General features: G+C 65.6%; 19 protein-coding genes. 5 read left to right on the plus strand and 14 right to left on the minus strand.

Annotation, left to right across the window (positions count from 1 at the left end; genetic code table 11):
* Window positions 1–16: 16 nt before the first annotated feature.
* The 9 genes from KVX96_RS03970 to KVX96_RS04010 all read right to left on the minus strand — a co-directional run bounded on the left by KVX96_RS03970 (window position 17) and on the right by KVX96_RS04010 (window position 8,578).
* A complete protein-coding gene (locus KVX96_RS03970; RefSeq protein ID WP_261192957.1) occupies window positions 17–142 on the minus strand; it encodes a hypothetical protein in 126 nt (41 codons plus the stop codon).
* The gene (locus tag KVX96_RS03975; RefSeq protein WP_261192958.1) at window positions 139–1,467 is read right to left on the minus strand and encodes a c-type cytochrome; all 1,329 of its coding nucleotides are present in this window, start codon (window positions 1,465–1,467) and stop codon (window positions 139–141) included. Before KVX96_RS03975 ends, KVX96_RS03970 begins: the two co-directional genes overlap by 4 nt.
* Window positions 1,468–1,479: 12 nt before the next feature.
* Window positions 1,480–2,736, minus strand: coding sequence for a formate dehydrogenase subunit gamma (locus KVX96_RS03980; RefSeq protein ID WP_261192959.1), 1,257 nt, complete (start codon window positions 2,734–2,736; stop codon window positions 1,480–1,482).
* A 194-nt stretch (window positions 2,737–2,930) separates the two neighbouring features.
* On the minus strand, window positions 2,931–3,524 hold the full coding sequence (fdh3B, locus tag KVX96_RS03985) for a formate dehydrogenase FDH3 subunit beta (protein ID WP_261192960.1): 594 nt from the start codon (window positions 3,522–3,524) through the stop codon (window positions 2,931–2,933).
* Window positions 3,525–3,537: 13 nt separating this feature from the next.
* Window positions 3,538–6,444 carry a formate dehydrogenase subunit alpha gene (locus tag KVX96_RS03990; protein WP_261192961.1) on the minus strand — a complete coding sequence of 969 codons (2,907 nt, stop codon included), beginning with the start codon at window positions 6,442–6,444 and terminating at the stop codon, window positions 3,538–3,540.
* A 109-nt stretch (window positions 6,445–6,553) separates the two neighbouring features.
* Complete coding sequence (locus KVX96_RS03995; RefSeq protein WP_261192962.1) at window positions 6,554–6,742, minus strand: twin-arginine translocation signal domain-containing protein; 189 nt, start codon at window positions 6,740–6,742, stop codon at window positions 6,554–6,556.
* 37 nt (window positions 6,743–6,779) lie between these two features.
* Window positions 6,780–7,388, minus strand: a complete 609-nt coding sequence (locus KVX96_RS04000) for a molecular chaperone (RefSeq protein WP_261192963.1) — start codon at window positions 7,386–7,388, stop codon at window positions 6,780–6,782.
* On the minus strand, window positions 7,389–8,024 hold the full coding sequence (locus KVX96_RS04005; RefSeq protein WP_261192964.1) for a DUF3306 domain-containing protein: 636 nt from the start codon (window positions 8,022–8,024) through the stop codon (window positions 7,389–7,391).
* The gene (locus KVX96_RS04010; RefSeq protein WP_261192965.1) at window positions 8,021–8,578 is read right to left on the minus strand and encodes a DUF3305 domain-containing protein; all 558 of its coding nucleotides are present in this window, start codon (window positions 8,576–8,578) and stop codon (window positions 8,021–8,023) included. The genes KVX96_RS04005 and KVX96_RS04010 overlap by 4 nt, the downstream gene beginning before the upstream one ends.
* 337 nt (window positions 8,579–8,915) lie before the next feature.
* On the opposite strand from KVX96_RS04010, the gene KVX96_RS04015 reads away from it, so the two are divergent.
* Complete coding sequence (locus tag KVX96_RS04015) at window positions 8,916–10,880, plus strand: 4Fe-4S binding protein (protein WP_261192966.1); 1,965 nt, start codon at window positions 8,916–8,918, stop codon at window positions 10,878–10,880.
* Here the strand turns inward: KVX96_RS04015 and KVX96_RS04020 are convergent.
* Window positions 10,874–11,659: a hypothetical protein gene (locus KVX96_RS04020; RefSeq protein WP_261192967.1), complete on the minus strand. Its 786-nt coding sequence runs from the start codon at window positions 11,657–11,659 to the stop codon at window positions 10,874–10,876. The two genes, KVX96_RS04015 and KVX96_RS04020, sit on opposite strands and share 7 nt — an antisense overlap.
* Window positions 11,660–11,787: 128 nt before the next feature.
* Between KVX96_RS04020 and KVX96_RS04025 the strand changes: the two genes are divergently transcribed.
* From KVX96_RS04025 to KVX96_RS04040, 4 genes are read left to right on the plus strand one after another with little or no spacing between them, the layout of a single operon-like run.
* Window positions 11,788–11,982 (plus strand): DUF6494 family protein, encoded by a 195-nt coding sequence (locus KVX96_RS04025; protein ID WP_261192969.1) that lies wholly within the window; start codon window positions 11,788–11,790, stop codon window positions 11,980–11,982.
* Window positions 11,979–13,046 carry an Mrp/NBP35 family ATP-binding protein gene (locus KVX96_RS04030; RefSeq protein ID WP_261192970.1) on the plus strand — a complete coding sequence of 356 codons (1,068 nt, stop codon included), beginning with the start codon at window positions 11,979–11,981 and terminating at the stop codon, window positions 13,044–13,046. Before KVX96_RS04025 ends, KVX96_RS04030 begins: the two co-directional genes overlap by 4 nt.
* A gap of 26 nt (window positions 13,047–13,072) precedes the next feature.
* Window positions 13,073–13,768, plus strand: coding sequence for a DUF4444 domain-containing protein (locus tag KVX96_RS04035; RefSeq protein ID WP_409977116.1), 696 nt, complete (start codon window positions 13,073–13,075; stop codon window positions 13,766–13,768).
* Window positions 13,765–14,256: a DUF6505 family protein gene (locus KVX96_RS04040; RefSeq protein ID WP_261192972.1), complete on the plus strand. Its 492-nt coding sequence runs from the start codon at window positions 13,765–13,767 to the stop codon at window positions 14,254–14,256. Before KVX96_RS04035 ends, KVX96_RS04040 begins: the two co-directional genes overlap by 4 nt.
* A 135-nt stretch (window positions 14,257–14,391) precedes the next feature.
* Here KVX96_RS04040 and KVX96_RS04045 read toward each other — a convergent pair whose 3' ends face one another.
* From KVX96_RS04045 to KVX96_RS04060, 4 genes are all read right to left on the minus strand, one after another.
* Window positions 14,392–15,099 carry a helix-turn-helix transcriptional regulator gene (locus tag KVX96_RS04045; protein WP_261192973.1) on the minus strand — a complete coding sequence of 236 codons (708 nt, stop codon included), beginning with the start codon at window positions 15,097–15,099 and terminating at the stop codon, window positions 14,392–14,394.
* 3 nt (window positions 15,100–15,102) lie between these two features.
* Window positions 15,103–15,471: a VOC family protein gene (locus tag KVX96_RS04050; protein ID WP_261192974.1), complete on the minus strand. Its 369-nt coding sequence runs from the start codon at window positions 15,469–15,471 to the stop codon at window positions 15,103–15,105.
* A 113-nt stretch (window positions 15,472–15,584) separates the two neighbouring features.
* Window positions 15,585–15,809: a DUF2798 domain-containing protein gene (locus KVX96_RS04055; RefSeq protein WP_261192975.1), complete on the minus strand. Its 225-nt coding sequence runs from the start codon at window positions 15,807–15,809 to the stop codon at window positions 15,585–15,587.
* Complete coding sequence (locus KVX96_RS04060; protein WP_261192976.1) at window positions 15,806–16,393, minus strand: DUF1285 domain-containing protein; 588 nt, start codon at window positions 16,391–16,393, stop codon at window positions 15,806–15,808. Before KVX96_RS04060 ends, KVX96_RS04055 begins: the two co-directional genes overlap by 4 nt.
* Window positions 16,394–16,458 lie beyond the last annotated feature (65 nt).

Genomic DNA, 16,458 nt, shown 5'->3' on the forward strand with positions numbered 1-16,458 from the left:
TGGCTGCTTGTGGGCCTCAATCGGTGCGCACGTTCTCGCTGGTGTTGCGATCCTGCGCGGAGAAGCCCGCGTTCTGAAGCGCAAAATAGGCGGCGACGGAGATCACCCCTATGGCGACAAAGGCCAGCAACATGGTTTTCATTTCTCTCTCCCCTCTTCGGATGAGGCCGCGCGCAGGTAGGCGATCAGATCGTCCCGATCCTGTTGCGCGGTGATCCGCTGCATCGGCATCTTGCTGCCCGGGATGTAGTGATCCGGCCCGAGATCGAACAAGGCGTCGATGGTCTCATCATTCCAGATGATGGCGGCGGTTTGCAACGTTTGCGAATAGCTGTAACCGGCCACGCTGCCTGCGGGCCTGCCAAAGAGCCCGTAGAGCGTCGGCCCGGCGCGGCGCTTGCTGTCGGGCGTGAGCGTGTGGCAGATGGAGCATTTGCGTTTGAACTGGCGCTCGCCGTTGCCCATCTCCGCCGGGTCTTCCAGAAAGCTGCGCTCGCCAGCGGCCATGGCAGCCTCGGTGGCGTCGGCCTCCACCGGCCAGGAATACATCGCATCATCCAGCCCCCCGGCGTGGATGTTCTGCCCATCGGCCGAGAAGCGCAGCGCCCAGACGGGGCCGCGCAGGGCGGCCTTGAAATCGTTCACGATGCGGCCGCGTTCGGTGTCGATCACCATGATGTAGCCTTCGCCATCGCCCACCGCGAGCAGGCGGCCATCGCGGCTGATGTCCATGGCGAGGATCGGGCGGCGGTCCAGCGTGAAATCGGCGATCTTCTCGCCGGTGTCCACGTCCACGATGCGGGTGCCGCCATCCACGGCGCCATAGGCGAGCCAGCCTTTGTCCGCGTTCAGGACAAGCGTGTTGATGCCGAAGCCGTGGCGCAGCAGCAGGCGGGTTTCCTGTGCCGTCGCCACGTCCCAGACGCGGAGTGTGCCATCGGTGGAGGCGGAATAGAGCGTGCTGCCATCTGCGGAGAAGGCGGTGGCGTTGACGCCTGCGGAATGGCCTTTCAGGAAGCGCGGCGTGCCGGTGGCAAGATCCCAGAGGCCGATGCTGCCATCCCAGCTGGATGAGGCGAGCGTTGCGGCGTCCGGCGAACGCGCGAGGCCGATCACCTTGCCTTGGTGCCCCTCAAGCCGCTCTGCGGTGCCCGCTTCCAGATCCCAGAGCAGCACCGCGAAATCATCCCCGGCGGAGGCCGCGCGGGCCTCGTCGATGAACAGCACGGCATTGGCGGCGGCGTCATGGCCTTCGAGCCAGCGCGGCGTGCCGGACCGCCAGAGGCCCACGGTGTAGTCGAAGCTGGCGGTCAACACCGACTCCCCTGAAGGCGATACGTCGATCCCCTTCACCGGGCCGCCGTGGCCTTTCAGCGTGTAGAACTCCTGCGCAATCCCCGCGCCGGACAGGAGCAGGCCGCTTGCCAGACACAGGGCAAAGATAGGGCGCGAGCGTAGGGCAGGCATGGGCGCGGCGGGCTATTCGGCCGGCGCGGCTGCCGGGGTGTCCTTGCTGCCGTCGCCTTGCGCCGCGCCATGCACCTCATCGTACCAGAGGTTGTGGTGCTCCTTGGCCCATTGCGCTTCCACCTCGCCAGAGCCCATGGCATCGAAAGCGCCCTCCATGCCGACACTGCCCAGATAGATATGAGCGAAGATGATGCCGATGAAGACGAAGGCGACGATGGCGTGCCAGCCTTGGGAAAGCTGCATCTCCTGCTGCGGGGTGAGGGCTGTTTGCAGATCGCCCATGCCCATCGCCTGCGGGATGCCCATGGCGTTCAGGATGTCGAAGGTCTTGGCGAACATCGGCATTTCGAAGGGAAACAGCAGCGAAAGACCGGAGAGCGAGATCGACACGCCCAGCACGATCACCGCCCAGAAGATTATCTTCTGCCCGGCGTTGAACTTCTTGGCCGGCGGGTGGCTGTTCTTGGAAAACAGCCCGCCGCCCTTGGCGAGCCAGACAAGATCGTGGCGGTTGGGGATGTTGTGGGCGACCCACATCACGAAGATCATCACGAGCGCGATCATGAAGGCCCACGACACATTGTTGTGCACCCATTTGCTGTAGAGCGCGATGGTGGCATAGGCCTCCTTGCCGAGGAAGGGGATCAGCCCGGTGCGCCCGAAGAGCGAGATCAGCCCGGTGATGCCCAGCAGGATGAAGGAGCCCGCCAGCAACCAGTGGCCAAAGCGTTCGATGTCTTTGAAGCGCAGGATGTATTGGCCGGTCTTCTCGCCGTCGATGCGGATCTTGCCGCGCAGCAGATAGAAGAGCACCAGAAGGCCAAGCACGCCGAGCAGGAAATAGCCGCCCCATGTTTTCAGGGTGGTGTCGCGCCAGATCAGCCATTCCATGCCGCCGTCCTGCATGATCACGCGATCCACGTCGCGGCCGGTGGAGACGGTGACATCGGCCTCGTTGAAGCGTAGCGCGCGCCAGAGTTCGGAGTCCGACACGCCGCCAAGCGTGCCAAGCTGGTTGGTGATGCCTGCGGCGTTGTTCGGATCGCCGATCGCTTCGCGGCGGAATGTGTTGTCCACCTGTTCGCCGCGCTGGCGCGCCATGATGTCTTCGCGCGTCTGGGCACCGCCCGTTGCGGCGCGCGGATCGGGTTGGCTGGCCTCGGACGTGGTTTCTGCCGGGCCTGTGGCTTCCTGTGCCAGCGCGGGGGCTGGCCCCGCAGACAAGAGGGTGACGGTCAGAAGCAGGGAAAGGGCGTAACGCATCATGGCTTTGCTCGCTCGCGATCAGGCTCGTTTACGTTGGGGCAGGTGAATACCTAGGGCCGCAGCCCCCCCTTTCAAACGCGCAGTCAAAATCCGGCAACAGGGCGGAGTCCAGCTCCGCCCTGTCGGGGCCGGGGCAACACGGGAAGGGGATGAGCCCGTGCCGCCCCGGCGGGTTCAAAAGGCAACCGGTAAGGTCAGCCGCCTTTCTGGTCGTAGGCCGTGCCCCAGCCCCATGCACCGGAGCCGAAGCCGCGCGCCACGACGCGTTCGCGGTAGATCGCGGAGACGACATCGCCATCGCCGGCCAGAAGCGCCTTGGTGGAGCACATCTCGGCGCAGATCGGCAGCTTGCCTTCCGCGATCCGGTTGCGCCCGTATTTGGCGAACTCGGCGGTGGAATGGGTCTCTTCCGGGCCACCGGCACAGAAGGTGCATTTGTCCATCTTGCCGCGGGATCCGAAATTGCCCGCCTGCGGATACTGCGGCGCGCCGAAGGGGCACGCGTAGAAGCAGTAGCCGCAGCCGATGCAGAGATCCTTAGAATGCAGCACCACGCCTTCTTCGTCCTGGTAGAAGCAATCCACCGGGCAGACGGCCATACAGGGCGCGTCCGAACAGTGCATGCAGGCCACCGAGATGGACCTTTCGCCGGGTTTGCCGTCGTTGATGGTGACCACCCTGCGCCGGTTGATGCCCCAGGGCACCTCGTGCTCGTTCTTACAGGCGGTCACGCAGGCGTTGCATTCGATGCAGCGCTCGGCGTCACAGAGAAACTTCGCTCTTGCCATTTCTCACTCCTCCTTATGCGGCCCAGATCTTGCAGAGAGTGGCTTTCGTCTCCTGCATCTGGGTGACCGAGTCATAGCCATAGGTCTGGGCGGTGTTGGTGGATTCACCGAGCACGTAAGGATCGGCACCGACCGGATACTTGCTCCGCAGGTCCTCCCCTTCCAGATGCCCGCCGAAGTGGAACGGCATGAAGGCAACGCCTTCGCCCACGCGTTCCGTCACCATGGCCATCACCTTGACCTTGCCGCCTTCCGGGCCTTCGACCCAGACCTGCGCGCCGTCCCGCACACCAAGGTTATTGGCGTCACGCGGGTTGATCTCGACGAACATGTCTTGCTGAAGTTCGGCCAGCCAGGGGTTGGACCGGGTTTCGTCCCCGCCGCCCTCATATTCGACCAGACGGCCGGAGGTGAGGATGATCGGGTAGTCCTTCGAGAAGTCGTTCTTCTGGATGGAAGCGTACAGCGTGGGCACGCGCCAGAAGTGCTTGTCCTCGTAGGTCGGGTAGTCCGCCACCAGATCGCGCCGGTTGGAATAGAGCGGCTCGCGGTGCAGCGGCACCGGATCCGGGAAGTTCCACACAACCGCGCGGGCCTTGGCGTTGCCGAAGGGCGCACACTCATGGGCAATGGCCACGCGCTGGATGCCGCCCGAGAGGTCGGTCTTCCAGTTCACGGTGCCAATGTCGCCATCACCGGCCACGGCCTCGATCGCGGCACGCTCTTCCGGTGTCAGGTCGCCGTCCCAGCCGAGATCCATCAGCATCTGCATGGTGAACTCGGGGTAGCCGTCCTGAATCTCCGAACCCGCCGAATAGACGCCCTCGGCCAGCAGGTTGTCGCCATCGCGCTCCACGCCGAAACGGGCGCGGAAGGTCAGGCCACCCTGGCTGACAGGTTTGGACATGTCATAGAGGTTCGGCGTGCCGGGATGGTTCATCTCGGCGGTGCCCCAGCTCGGCCACGGCAGGCCATAGTAGTCGCCATCGGCCGGCCCACCCACAGCTTGCAGCGTGGTGCGGTCGAAGGTGTGCTGGTTGGCCATGTGCATCTTCAGCCGTTCCGGGCTCTGCCCGGTGTAGCCGATCGTCCACATGCCGCGGTTGAACTCGCGGGTGATGTCCTCGATGTTGGGCTCGTTCTCGCCATCCATGGAGATGTTGCGGAACAGCCGATCCTCGAAGCCGAACTTCTTGGCAAACAGCGCCATGATCACGTGGTCGGGCTTGCTCTCGAAGAGCGGCGCCATGACCTGATCGCGCCACTGCAGCGAGCGGTTGGAGGCCGTCACCGAGCCGCGGGTCTCGAACTGCGTCGTCGCCGGCAGCAGGTAAACGCCATCGGTCCGGTCCTGCAGCACAGCCGAGACGGTCGGGAAGGGATCGACCACGACGAGAAGGTCGAGCTTCTCCATCGCCGTCTTCATTTCCTTCTGACGCGTCTGCGAGTTCGGCGCGTGGCCCCAGAGCACCATGGCCCGCGTGTTGTCGGGCTGATCAAGGTTCTCCTTGGCTTCCAGAACACCGTCGATCCAGCGGCTTACGGGGATGCCCGTCAGGTTCATCATGGCTTTATCCTTGCCGTCAGCGCCCTTGATGGTGCCGAAGCGGGATTTCAGCCAGTCCAGATCCTCTTCCCAGACCCGGGCCCAATGCGCCCAGGAGCCGGCCGACAGGCCGTAGTAGCCCGGCAGCGTGTCGGCCAGAACGCCAAGGTCGGTTGCGCCCTGCACGTTGTCGTGGCCGCGGAAGATATTGGTGCCGCCGCCTTCGGTGCCCATGTTGCCAAGGGCGAGCTGCAGGATGCAGTAGGCGCGGGTGTTGTTGTTGCCGTTGGTGTGCTGCGTGCCACCCATGCACCAGATCACGGTTCCGGGGCGGTTGTTGACCATGGTAAGCGCCACGCGGCGCAGCTGGCTGCCGGGCACGCCGGTGACGCGCTCGACTTCTTCCGGGTTCCATTTCCGCACTTCCTCGCGGATCTGGTCCATCCCCCAGACACGGGTGCGGATGAACTCCTTGTCCTCCCAGCCGTTCTCGAAGATGTGGTACAGGATGCCCCAGATCAGGGCCACGTCGGAGCCCGGACGGAAGCGGACATACTCATCGGCGTGCGCGGCCGTGCGCGTGAAGCGCGGGTCGCAGACGATGAGCGGTGCGTTGTTCTGTTCCTTGGCTTTCAGGATGTGAAGCAGCGAAACAGGGTGCGCCTCGGCCGGGTTGCCGCCGATCAGGAAGATCGCGCGGGATTTGTGGATGTCGTTGTAGCTGTTGGTCATGGCGCCGTAGCCCCATGTGTTCGCAACACCCGCAACGGTGGTGGAGTGGCAGATCCGGGCCTGGTGATCGATGTTGTTCGTGCCCCAGTAGGCGGCGAACTTGCGATACAGGTAGGCCTGCTCGTTGTTGTGCTTGGCGGAGCCGAGCCAGTAGACGCTGTCTGCGCCGCTTTCTTCGCGAATCGAGAGCATCTTGTCGCCGATCTCGTCGATCGCCTGCTCCCAGCTGATGCGCACCCATTCCCCGTTCTCTTTCTTCATCGGGTACTTCAGGCGGCGCTCGCCGTGGGCGTGTTCGCGCACGGCTGCCCCTTTGGCGCAATGGGCGCCAAGGTTGAACGGGCTGTCCCAGCCGGGCTCTTGCCCGATCCAGACGCCGTTGCTGACCTCTGCCACCACGGTACAGCCAACCGAGCAGTGGGTGCAGACGGATTTCACCGTCTCCACGGCGCCGGTGATGGCGGCTTGGGCGTTGGCGCGGGTGACGGTGCCTCCGGTGGCACCGAGTGCGGCTAGGCCACCGATGGCCAGGCCGGAGCCACGCAGAAAGGCGCGGCGATCCACCGATTTATCGGCGATGTTTTGCAGGAGGCTTGTCCGCTGGGGGCGTCGCGCAACCCCGTTGGTCTTTTTCCTGAGCATGTGTCCTCTCCCTTGCTAGACCGGGCTTCCCCGGTGGGCTGGGTATGAAAAATGGCTGGCCTTTCTGGGCGTCACGCAACCGGCGGGCCGTAGTGCCGTCCGTCCGCTCTTAGAAGCGGGCGGTGTCGTAGTACTGGCGGGTGTGCGGGGTATCCTGCATCCCGGTGCCCGGAGCCTCGGCCGCTTCGGCCTCGTCTGCGGGCAGGGCGGCGGCCGCAACGGCAGCCGGTGCACCGGTGGCAGCGAGTTTCAGAAACCCGCGGCGGCTGGTGCCTTCGCCTTCAGTCTTCTTGCTCATCCTTGCTCCTCCTTAGGGTTGTTCAAGGGGTGCGGGCTCATCCCGCGCTCATCCGGAAGGCCTCGCGCTCGATCTCCATGAAAGCCTTGCCGATCGAGCCGACAGAGGCATAGAGGACCGAGGACTGAGCCCCTTCCAAATCCGAAAAGAAATGCGCGGCCCAGGGGCCGATGTGCTTGCCGTAAAAGGCTTTCTGAACCTCCAGCGGCGCGGGCTTGCCGAAGCGCCCGGTGATCATCCCGGCCATCATCTCCATCAGGCTGGCGATGTTGTCTTCGGGTTCATAGACGTTCTCGGCCCGCGTGATGCCCTGTGCGGCCATGTCGTTGCGCAGCAGGGCGAGCGGTTTTTCGTTCAGGAACCCCGTCAGGTAGAAGCTCGCGTAGGGCAGCAGCTCGCCGCGGCCAAGCCCGATGAACAGCGCGTTGAACTCGCGTTCCGCGGCTTTGGGCTTGGTGACCTTCGCCACGCGCGACAGCGCCGAAACGGCCTGCCCCAGATCGCTCTCATCCCCGGACAGCGCGGCGGCGCGGCCCAGAAGATCGGCATTGGGCGGGGCTGCCAGAAGCACGCCGAGGAAATCGTAGAGATCGGCCCGCAGCTGATCTTCCTCGGCAATGGCAATGGGGGTGGCTTCTGCAGACATCTAGGCTCCTTCGGGGGCGGCAGTGAAATGAAACGCCATGCGGCGGCGCGCCGGCGGGGCAAGGGGCTCGGCGGCAGGGGCCATGTGGTCGGGCGCGGGTTCAGCTTGTGCTTCAGGCGCGGCCTCGGCGAGCAGCGGCTCCTCGGTCGGTGCCTCTGCAGCCACCTCTGCGTCGCTTGCCTCGATTGCTTCCACGAGCGTGTCCTTGGCTGCCTCTGCGGCCTTTCGGGCCATTTCCTCGACATGGACGCTCAGCCCCTTGCCGACGATGTAGCTCGTCTGCAGATCCTTCACGACGGTCGCGGCATCGGTGTAGTCGTCGGCGTAATCCACCAGATCATCGAGGCAGGCCAGCACTGGATTCGAGCGCCAGAGCTTGCGCAGCGCGCGGCGGCGCAGGTGTTCGGGGACGGCCTTGGTCATGAAGCCCGAGAAATCGTCGCCGGGCTGCAGGCTGTCGGGATCGGGCAGATCGAGGCTGGCGAGGATCTCGGCGTCGGTTTGCTCGGCCTGCTCGGCGCGCAGGGCTTCGGCCTGCGCCTCCTCCTCGGCAGCGGCCAGCGCGGCGGCCTCCTGTGCCGCCTCGGCCTGCACGCCCGCCTTGCGGCGCGACCAGAAATCCGCGCCCCGGCTCATTGCAAACGCCCCCGACGGCTGCCCGGCGCACGGAACACATCCGCCATTTGCGGGATGCGCGCATCGCCCTTGCCGTCTTCCTTCATGTCCACGCGGCGCTTGTCGCGGCGGCGTTTCACGAAGACTTCGTCCTCGTGGTGCTCCTGCACGAACGCATGGATCCAGCCGACGAGCCCCTCGGGCATCGGCACCAGCTCCACGATCTCTTCGCCGCTATCGAGGTAATCCTGCGTCTCGTAGGGAGAGGCCGTGGCCATCACCACCTCAAGGCCCGTCGGGCTGCCGGGCGTTGGGCGCAGCACCACGCCGATGCTAGGCACGCGGCTCGAAAGGGCAGTGAGATAGGCCTCGGTTTCGCCGCGCCACAGCTCCAGCGGCACGGTGGCGGCGTGGTATTCCACCGCCTCGCCTTCGCGGCGCAGCTCGTACCAGCTGCGGTCCGGCGCTCCGGGCAGAACCGCCACCGCCTTCCACGCCCACTGCGCCCACCGCGTCACCCCCGGAGATTTCCGGATGACGATCCCGAGTGGCATCGAAGCAGTGGCCTGCGGCATGTAATGTCTTCCTCCCGTTGCCGGACTTTTGTCTCTGGCCCTTCCACTCTGAGCCGATCTCGCGCTTTCGCAAAGGAAATTTACTTCAGGGCAAGTGGGCCGGACCAAAGGTGGACATTTTGACCGTCCCGGGATCGGCGCGGTGCGCGGCTCGGACGAATTGTCTAGTTTTGCGAAAGCCTGAGTTTTTTGCTTGGGGAGGTGCTGCGATGCGGCATGCGAATCACCTGCCGCTTTCCCTGAAAACGCCTTTACGCGCCCTAGGTTTCGTGACTACGTGAATAGGGGAATCGCGATCGCCAGGCCCGGCGCACCGGCACATTGCCGAGGAGGAGACATGGCCAAGCAGCTGATTTTATGTGATTGTTTGGGGAGCCAGGCGATCGACGGCGCGGCAATCGGCGCGGCAAGCGGGCTCGCCTGCTCACGCGTGCACTCGGGCTTGTGCGGCGCGCAGGCCGAGGCCGCCGCCGCCCTGATCGCGCAAGGCGAGGCCGTGATCGCCTGCCAGCAGGAGCGCAGTTTTTTCGAGGATCTGGCGGCTGAAATCGAGGCCCCGACACCGCTCTTCGTGGACCTGCGCGACCGGGCCGGATGGTCCGACGAAGGCGACTCCGCCGCGCCGAAAATGGCCGCGCTGGCCGCCGAAGCCCTGATCCCGCCGGCTGGCGGCAAACTGCTCGACGTGACCTCGGAAGGGCTCTGCCTAATCCTCGGCCCCGCCGAACGCGCTTTTGAAGCCGCCGCACAACTGGCCGGGAGCCTGAGCGTCACCGTGCTGCTGGAAACCCCCGCCGAGCTGCCGCTGGATCGCGGCTTTGACGTGGTGGTGGGCCGCCTGAAATTCGCCTCGGGCGCGCTGGGCCAGTTTGCGCTGCGCGTCGATGCCTTGCAGCAGGTCGAGCGGGGCGGGCGCGGAGCCTTCACGCTCACGCCACCGCGCGATGGCGGCCAGACGGAATGCGATGTGATCCTCGATCTGCGGGGCGGCACGCCGCTCTTTCCTGCGCCGGAGAAACGCGAAGGCTACCTGCGCCCCGATCCGGGGGATGCCAAGGCCGTGGCGGCGGCGATTTTCGAGGCCGGGCAGATGGTCGGCACCTTCGAGAAGCCGCTCTATCTGGCCTACAACGAACATATCTGCGCCCATGCCCGCGCCGAGCAGACGGGCTGCAGCAAGTGCCTCGACATCTGCCCCACCGGGGCAATCACGCCCGATGGCGAGCATGTGGCAATTGACCCGATGATCTGTGCCGGCTGCGGCGCCTGTTCGGCGCTCTGCCCCTCCGGTGCGATCACCTATGACGATCCGCCTGTGGCCCATGCGGTGCGCCGGATGCAGGTACTATCCGAAACCTACGCCAAGGCCGGCGGCAAAGCCCCGCGCCTTCTGGTGCATGATGACGTCTACGGCAGCGAGATGATCTCGCTCTCCGCCCGCTTCGGGCGCGGCCTTCCCGCCGATGTGCTGCCGCTGGCGGTTGGTACCGTGACGGGCTTTGGCCATGCCGAGATGCTGGCAGCATTGGCGGTCGGCTTTGCCGAGGTCTCGGTTCTGCTCGCGCCCAAAGCCGAAGCCGGCGTGATCGAAGGCGAGGCAGCGCTGGCCCGTGCGCTCTCCGGGGCCTCCGGCGCGCAGGTCCATGTGCTCGATATCGCGGACCCGGACGCCTTGAGCGCACAGCTTTACGAGGCGGCAAAACCGCCCGCGCCCATCGCACCCGTGCTTCCCTTGGGGGATCGGCGGCAGGTCACCCGGCTCGCCGCCAAGGCGCTGAACCCCGGCAGTGACGCCACCCTGCCGCTGCCCGCAGGCGCGCCCTATGGCGCGGTGCTGGTCGATACCGACGCCTGCACGCTCTGCCTCTCCTGCGTGTCGCTCTGCCCCGCAGGCGCGCTTCTGGACAACGAGGACATGCCGCAGCTGCGTTTCCAGGAAGACGCCTGCCTGCAATGCGGCATCTGCAAGACGATTTGCCCGGAGCAGGCCATTGCCCTTGAGCCGCGGATGAACCTCTCGGAAACCGCTCTGGCGCAAGTGGTTTTGCACGAAGAAGAGCCCTACGCCTGCATCGAATGCGGCGCGCTCTTCGGGGTGAAATCCACAGTGGAGCGCATCGTGGAGCAGCTCGCCGGGAAGCATCCGATGTTTGCCACCAGCGAGGCCGGGAAGATGATCCGCATGTGCGACAATTGCCGGGTCAACGCCCAGTTCCACCAGCAGAACAACCCGTTCTCAGGCGGCGAGCGGCCCAAACCGCGTACCACCGACGACTACTACAGCGAGCGCAAGGATCACTGATGCTGGATTGGAGCGCCCAGATCAGCCGGGGCGATGGCGGACACAAAGGCAAGGATCGCGTCGAGATCCTCCAGCGTCATTTCCACCGGCGCGATGGGGCTTGGGCGCGTCGCGTCGAAGGGCTCGGTGATGTCGGCGACCTGCGTAAACGCCGGGTGTGGCTTGAGCGCGTAGAAGGCCATGAAACGCTCCTCCCAGTCGCCAAAAGTGCGCAGCACGGCGAAAGAGGGCGTGGAGCCAAGCCCGTCCATCCGGTTGATCTCGCCGATCACATGGCAGCGCCCGCAAAGCGTGAGCGACAGACGCGCGCCTTCTTCCGCGTCGCCGTCAAACACGGTGGCCTCCGCGACAACGGCCTCGACCATGGGCGCGGTATAGGCCTCGCCCGCCGCAGGCTGGAAGGCCAGCACGGTGTTCAGGCCGGTGTCCGACAGCAGCCAGTCGGCGAATTTCGCGCGATACTCGGCCCGCTCCGCGGCGGATGTATCGGCTTCGATCAGCACATAAGTTGTGCCACCGCCGGAGAAAGCCGCCTTCCCACCGCCCTCGGCCGGGCGGGCAATGAGCAGCATGTCCACGCCCTCGGCATCGGGCAGGGCCACGGCCACACGGATAGAGTTTTTCAGCGAAAACCGGGGCAGCATATGCTTCAGAAGCCCGCTTTCGGCCAGTTCGGGCGCCGCGCCGAGCGTGATCTGACGCTCCTGCGCGGCGGCCTGAGCGCCGCAGAAAATCAGGGCCGCAATGGCCAGGCTTCGCTTGAATCCCTCTGTGCGCATCCGCAGCCTCCCTCGCTTTCGCGCCCCTGTTCGCACCCTTGGCAAAGCGTAAGCGGCAGCCGTTTCGCGCGTCAATCCCCACAGAAATACCCCAAAGAACACTCCAGAAACCAACGGGAGATCGCCCCATGAGCGACGATTTCAACATGTCCATGCGCAAGTTCCTCAAGCAGGTCGGCGTGACGAGCCAGCAGGCCATCGAAGCCGCCATGCGCGAGGCCGGCAAGCCCGGCGAGGCCTATGAGGCCAAGGTGGTGCTCACCATCGACGGGCTGAACCTGACCCACACCGTCACGGGCACCATCGCCGGGGATAACGCATGAGCCTGACCCGTGAAGACGTGCTCGCCGTTCTTAAAACGGTCGAGCTGCCCGGCGGCGGCGGCGATCTTGCGGCCTCCGGCATGGTGCGCGCGCTCACCGTGGACGGCGGTGCCGTGCGCTTCGTGATGGAGATCGATCCCTCCCGCGCGCCTGCGGCCGAAGCCGCCAAAGCAGAGGCGGAAACCAAGATCAAAGCGCTGCCCGGCGTGCAGGGCGTCTCCATTGTGATGACGGCCCACAGCAGCCCGAAAGCGCCGCCGGATTTGAAAGCCAGCCGTCCGGCGCAGCCGCAAGGCCCGCAGAAGATCCCCGGTGTCGATCACATCATCGCTGTCGCCTCCGGCAAGGGCGGCGTGGGCAAGAGTACCGTGTCGGCCAACCTCGCCGCCGCGCTGGCCGCTGAGGGGCGCAAGGTCGGCCTGCTCGACGCCGATGTCTACGGCCCCTCCCAGCCGCGCATGCTCGGCGTCTCCGGTCGCCCGGCCTCGCCGGATGGCAAGACAATCCTGCCCCTGCGTAACCACGGGGTGACGATGATGTCCATCGGGCTGATGACGCCGGACGATCAGGCGGTCGTTTGGCGCGGGCCGATGCTGATGGGCGCGCTGCAGCAGATGATGAACCAGGTGCAATGGGGCGCGCTCGACGTGCTGATCGTCGATCTGCCGCCGGGCACGGGGGATGTGCAGATGACGCTCACCCAAAAGGCAGCAGTGGACGGGGCGATCATCGTCTCCACCCCGCAGGACGTGGCCTTGCTGGATGCCCGCAAGGGGATCGACATGTTCAACAAGATGAAAACGCCGATCCTTGGCATGATCGAGAACATGTCCACCCATATCTGCAGCAACTGCGGCCATGAGGAACATGTGTTCGGCCATGGCGGCGTGAAGGCGGAAGCCGAGAAGCTGGGCGTGCCGCTTCTGGCGGAGATCCCGCTGCATCTCGATATCCGGCTGGCCGCCGATGGCGGCGCGCCGATCGTGGTGACGAAGCCCACAAGCCCGCAGGCCGAGGCCTTCCGCGCCGTGGCGCGCGATTTGGTGGCGCGGGGGCTCGCGTGAGCGAGGCGCTGAGCTTTCCGCCGCTGATGTCGGGGCTTGCGCTCTCCGGCACGGTGGATCCCTTCGAGCGTGCTTGTGCTCAGGCCGCGCTGGGATGTGATGCGGGACTGGTGGCGTACAACATCGGGGCCGACACGATCCGCGCCGCCCTCGTGCTCGCCCCCGAAGTGCCGCTGCGCGCGGCGATGGCGATGCTGCCCACCTGCGGCCTCGGGTTGCAGAATGCGCTCGGCGCGCTGGCACCGCCGGAAGTGGCGGTGCATCTGGAATGGAGCGGGGGTGTGCGCGTAAACGGCGCGCTTTGCGGGGGGCTTCGTGTCGCGGCCTCCACGCAGGAGCCCGATCAGGTGCCTGACTGGCTGGTGGTCGGCCTGAGCCTCGCCTGGCTGCCGCCGGACCCGGACGCGCCCGGCATCACACCCGATGCCACCGGCCTCGTCGCCGAGGGTTGCGGCGAGGTGGATCCGGGCCAGCTTCTGGAAAGCTGGGCGCGACATACGCTCGTCTGGATCAACCGGTTGGAAGACGGCGGCGCTGCCGCGCTGCACACTGACTGGCGCGGGCTTGCCCACGGGCTGGGGGAGGAGATCTCTCAGCCGTGGCAGGGCGAACACCTGCGCGGCAGCTTTCTGGGCGTGGACGAGAATTTCGGCATGCTTCTGCGGCAGGGCAGCGAAACGCGCCTTCTGCCCCTGACTGGCCTTCTGGAGGAAACCCGATGAGTCACGCCGCCAAACTCGCCCGCGCGATTCATTTCGATGAAAGCGATATGAACGTCTTCCAAAGCCCCGCGCGCACCGGGGAATGGGCCATCTCTGGCGGGTTCGAATTTTCCAACTGGGGCGAAGCAGACCTCACCGGCAAGGCGCGGCAGGCCTTCGCCAACGGCTGGCTGGGCCTTGAAACCTTCGGCCGCGTGACATTCGTCGCCGTCACCGCGATCGAGCCCGGCGAACTGGCGGACCTCGCCGAGCGCCTCGCCGATCATTTCGTGCAGATCTACGGCGCGCCCTCGCCAGAAGCCGCCCGCGCCGTGGCCGAAGAGGAAATCGCCCATATGCGCGCGCTCTGCGAGGATCACGCGCCCAACACGCTGCTCACCGTGCAACGCAGCCTCGCCGAGACCGGCGTGCGCGAACAGTTCCGCTTCATCGAACCCAGCGACGCCGGCCTCGACCAATTTGCCATCCACGGCTCGCTCGACGAATAGGGGCGCTGCCCCTCTTGGCCGTTTCCGGCCAATTCACCCCGGGATAATTGGGCCAAGCTGAAGGGGCCCCACTTTGTTCCAAAAATATCTCGGGGGAGTCCGAAGGACGGGGGGCAGAGCCCCCCTTCGCCCGGATCATCCTGGCCTGCGGTCGGGGATGTCCTCACAGGCGGCCATGGCAGCGTAGAAGGCACGCAGGGACTTGGCGGCGTCGTTGGGGAACGCGCCATCATCCTGCACATCCGTGATGCGGTCCACGCGGAACATGCGGAAATCCTCGCGCAGTTCGCACCAGGCCACGAGCGTCCAGACCTTGCCCCAGAACCAGAGGCCAAGGGGGCGGATGCGGCGCGTGGTGGCGGCGCCGGATTGATCTTCATAGGCCATCTGCAGCGCGGTGCGCGTTTCGGCGGCGTCTTCCAGCCGGTCCAGCAGCGCGCGGGTTTGGGGGGTGAGGTCGCCGGGGTTGCGGGCGTGCACGCGCACGGTTTCAGTCTTTTCACGCATTGCAGGTGGCAGCACCGCGTCGATCTTCACGAGTGCTTCTTCGGCGGCCAGCGCCATCCCGGCCCCGCCCCATTCGCGCACCATGCGTGCACCCGCCACCAGCGCCACCAGCTCGCTGCGGGTGAACATCAGCGGCGGGAGGTCATAGCCCGCGCGCATGACGTAGCCGACCCCGGCCTCCCCCTCGATGGGGACGCCAGAGCCGATCAGATCGGCGATGTCGCGGTAGATGGTGCGTTCGCTCACTTCCAGCCTTTCGGCCAGCCGCGCCGCTGTCAGCAGCCGTCCGCCCCGCAAGGACTGGACGATCTGGAACAGGCGGTCGGCGCGGCGCATGGCTCAGGCGGCCTCGAAGAGGCCGATGGAATTGCCATCGGGATCAAGGATGTAGATGAACTGCCCCGGCGGGATGGTGATCGGCCCGGCCACGCGGGTGCCGCCTGCTGCCACGGCGCGCGCGGCGGTGGCTTCGGCGGTGTCGCTCACGGCCAGATGCACCGTGGTGCCCGCGCCGCCTCCGGGTTCGCCCGGATAGAGATGGCCCGCGATGGAGGTCTCCGTCATCGGGAAATAGGCCACCGGATTGGGGCCGCTTTCATCGAGCTTCAACTCCCAGTTCATCGTGGTGGCGTAGAAATCCATCGCATCGGCGAGGTTGCTCACGGGAATCTCGCACCAGACGAGGGCGTGTTCTTTATCGGTCGGCATGTCTCAAATCCTGAGTTTGGGTTGGCAATGCCGATGTTCTGCCACAGCCCCCCTGACAGCATACTGTCAGGAGCCTGTCAGGGGGAGGCGTTTTTCTTGCCCGGTTTCCGACCCTAAACCCCGAAGCGCGCGTTCACCCGCTTGCGCACGATGGGCCCGACGGTGGCGATCACCGCAAAGGCGATGGGCCAGGCCAGCGCCCAGGCTGCGAGCCAATCGCCCAGAAACCCCGCGCCAAATCCGAGCGCCTTCCATGTGGCCACACAGGTGACGATGAAGCTCATCAGCCCCGATGTAATGGCGCTGAAGGTGAGATGGGCCTGCAGGGGGCGCGTCATTCCAGCTCCTCCGAGGGGATGATCGGGAAGAAGCTCCCGCCCGACCAGACTCCGAACCAGAGCCGCCCTTCGTGCTGGCGGTGCTGGCCCAGTTCGATCAGCCGGTAGAAGCTCTTGCGGTCGACCAGCGCTTCCAGATTGGCGCGCACCAGCACATAGGGTGAGGGCTCGCCGGTTTCGGCATCCCGCACCACGCGGATCGGATGCGCGGCATCGGCCGTCACCACATCCTCGATATGGGTGTGAAAGGTGAGCTGCTGCTCCGCCCCTTCGCCCTCCACCTCGAAATCCACCGCCACGAAGGGTGCGTCTTCCACGGTGATTCCCACCTTCTCGACGGGGGTGACGAGGAAGTAATCCTCCCCATCCTTGCGCAGAATGGAGGAGAAGAGCTTCACCAGCCCGAAGCGCCCGATGGGGGTGCCGAGGTAGAACCACGTGCCGTCGCGTGCGATGCGCATGTCCAGATCGCCGCAGAAGGGTGGGTTCCACAGGTGCACCGGCGGCGGGCCCTTCTTGCCGGCGGCTTTCGCCGCGGCTGCCAGCGTGTCGGCGCTCGGTTTCACGATGTTTTCATCAGCCATAGGTTTTGCCATTTGTGCTGTGGGAATTATCGTCCTTTAATAGCTCATATAGCGAGCAGAGGAGA

The sequence above is a fragment of the Pseudoruegeria sp. SHC-113 genome (assembly GCF_025376885.1).
Classification (GTDB): Bacteria; Pseudomonadota; Alphaproteobacteria; order Rhodobacterales; family Rhodobacteraceae; genus Pseudoruegeria.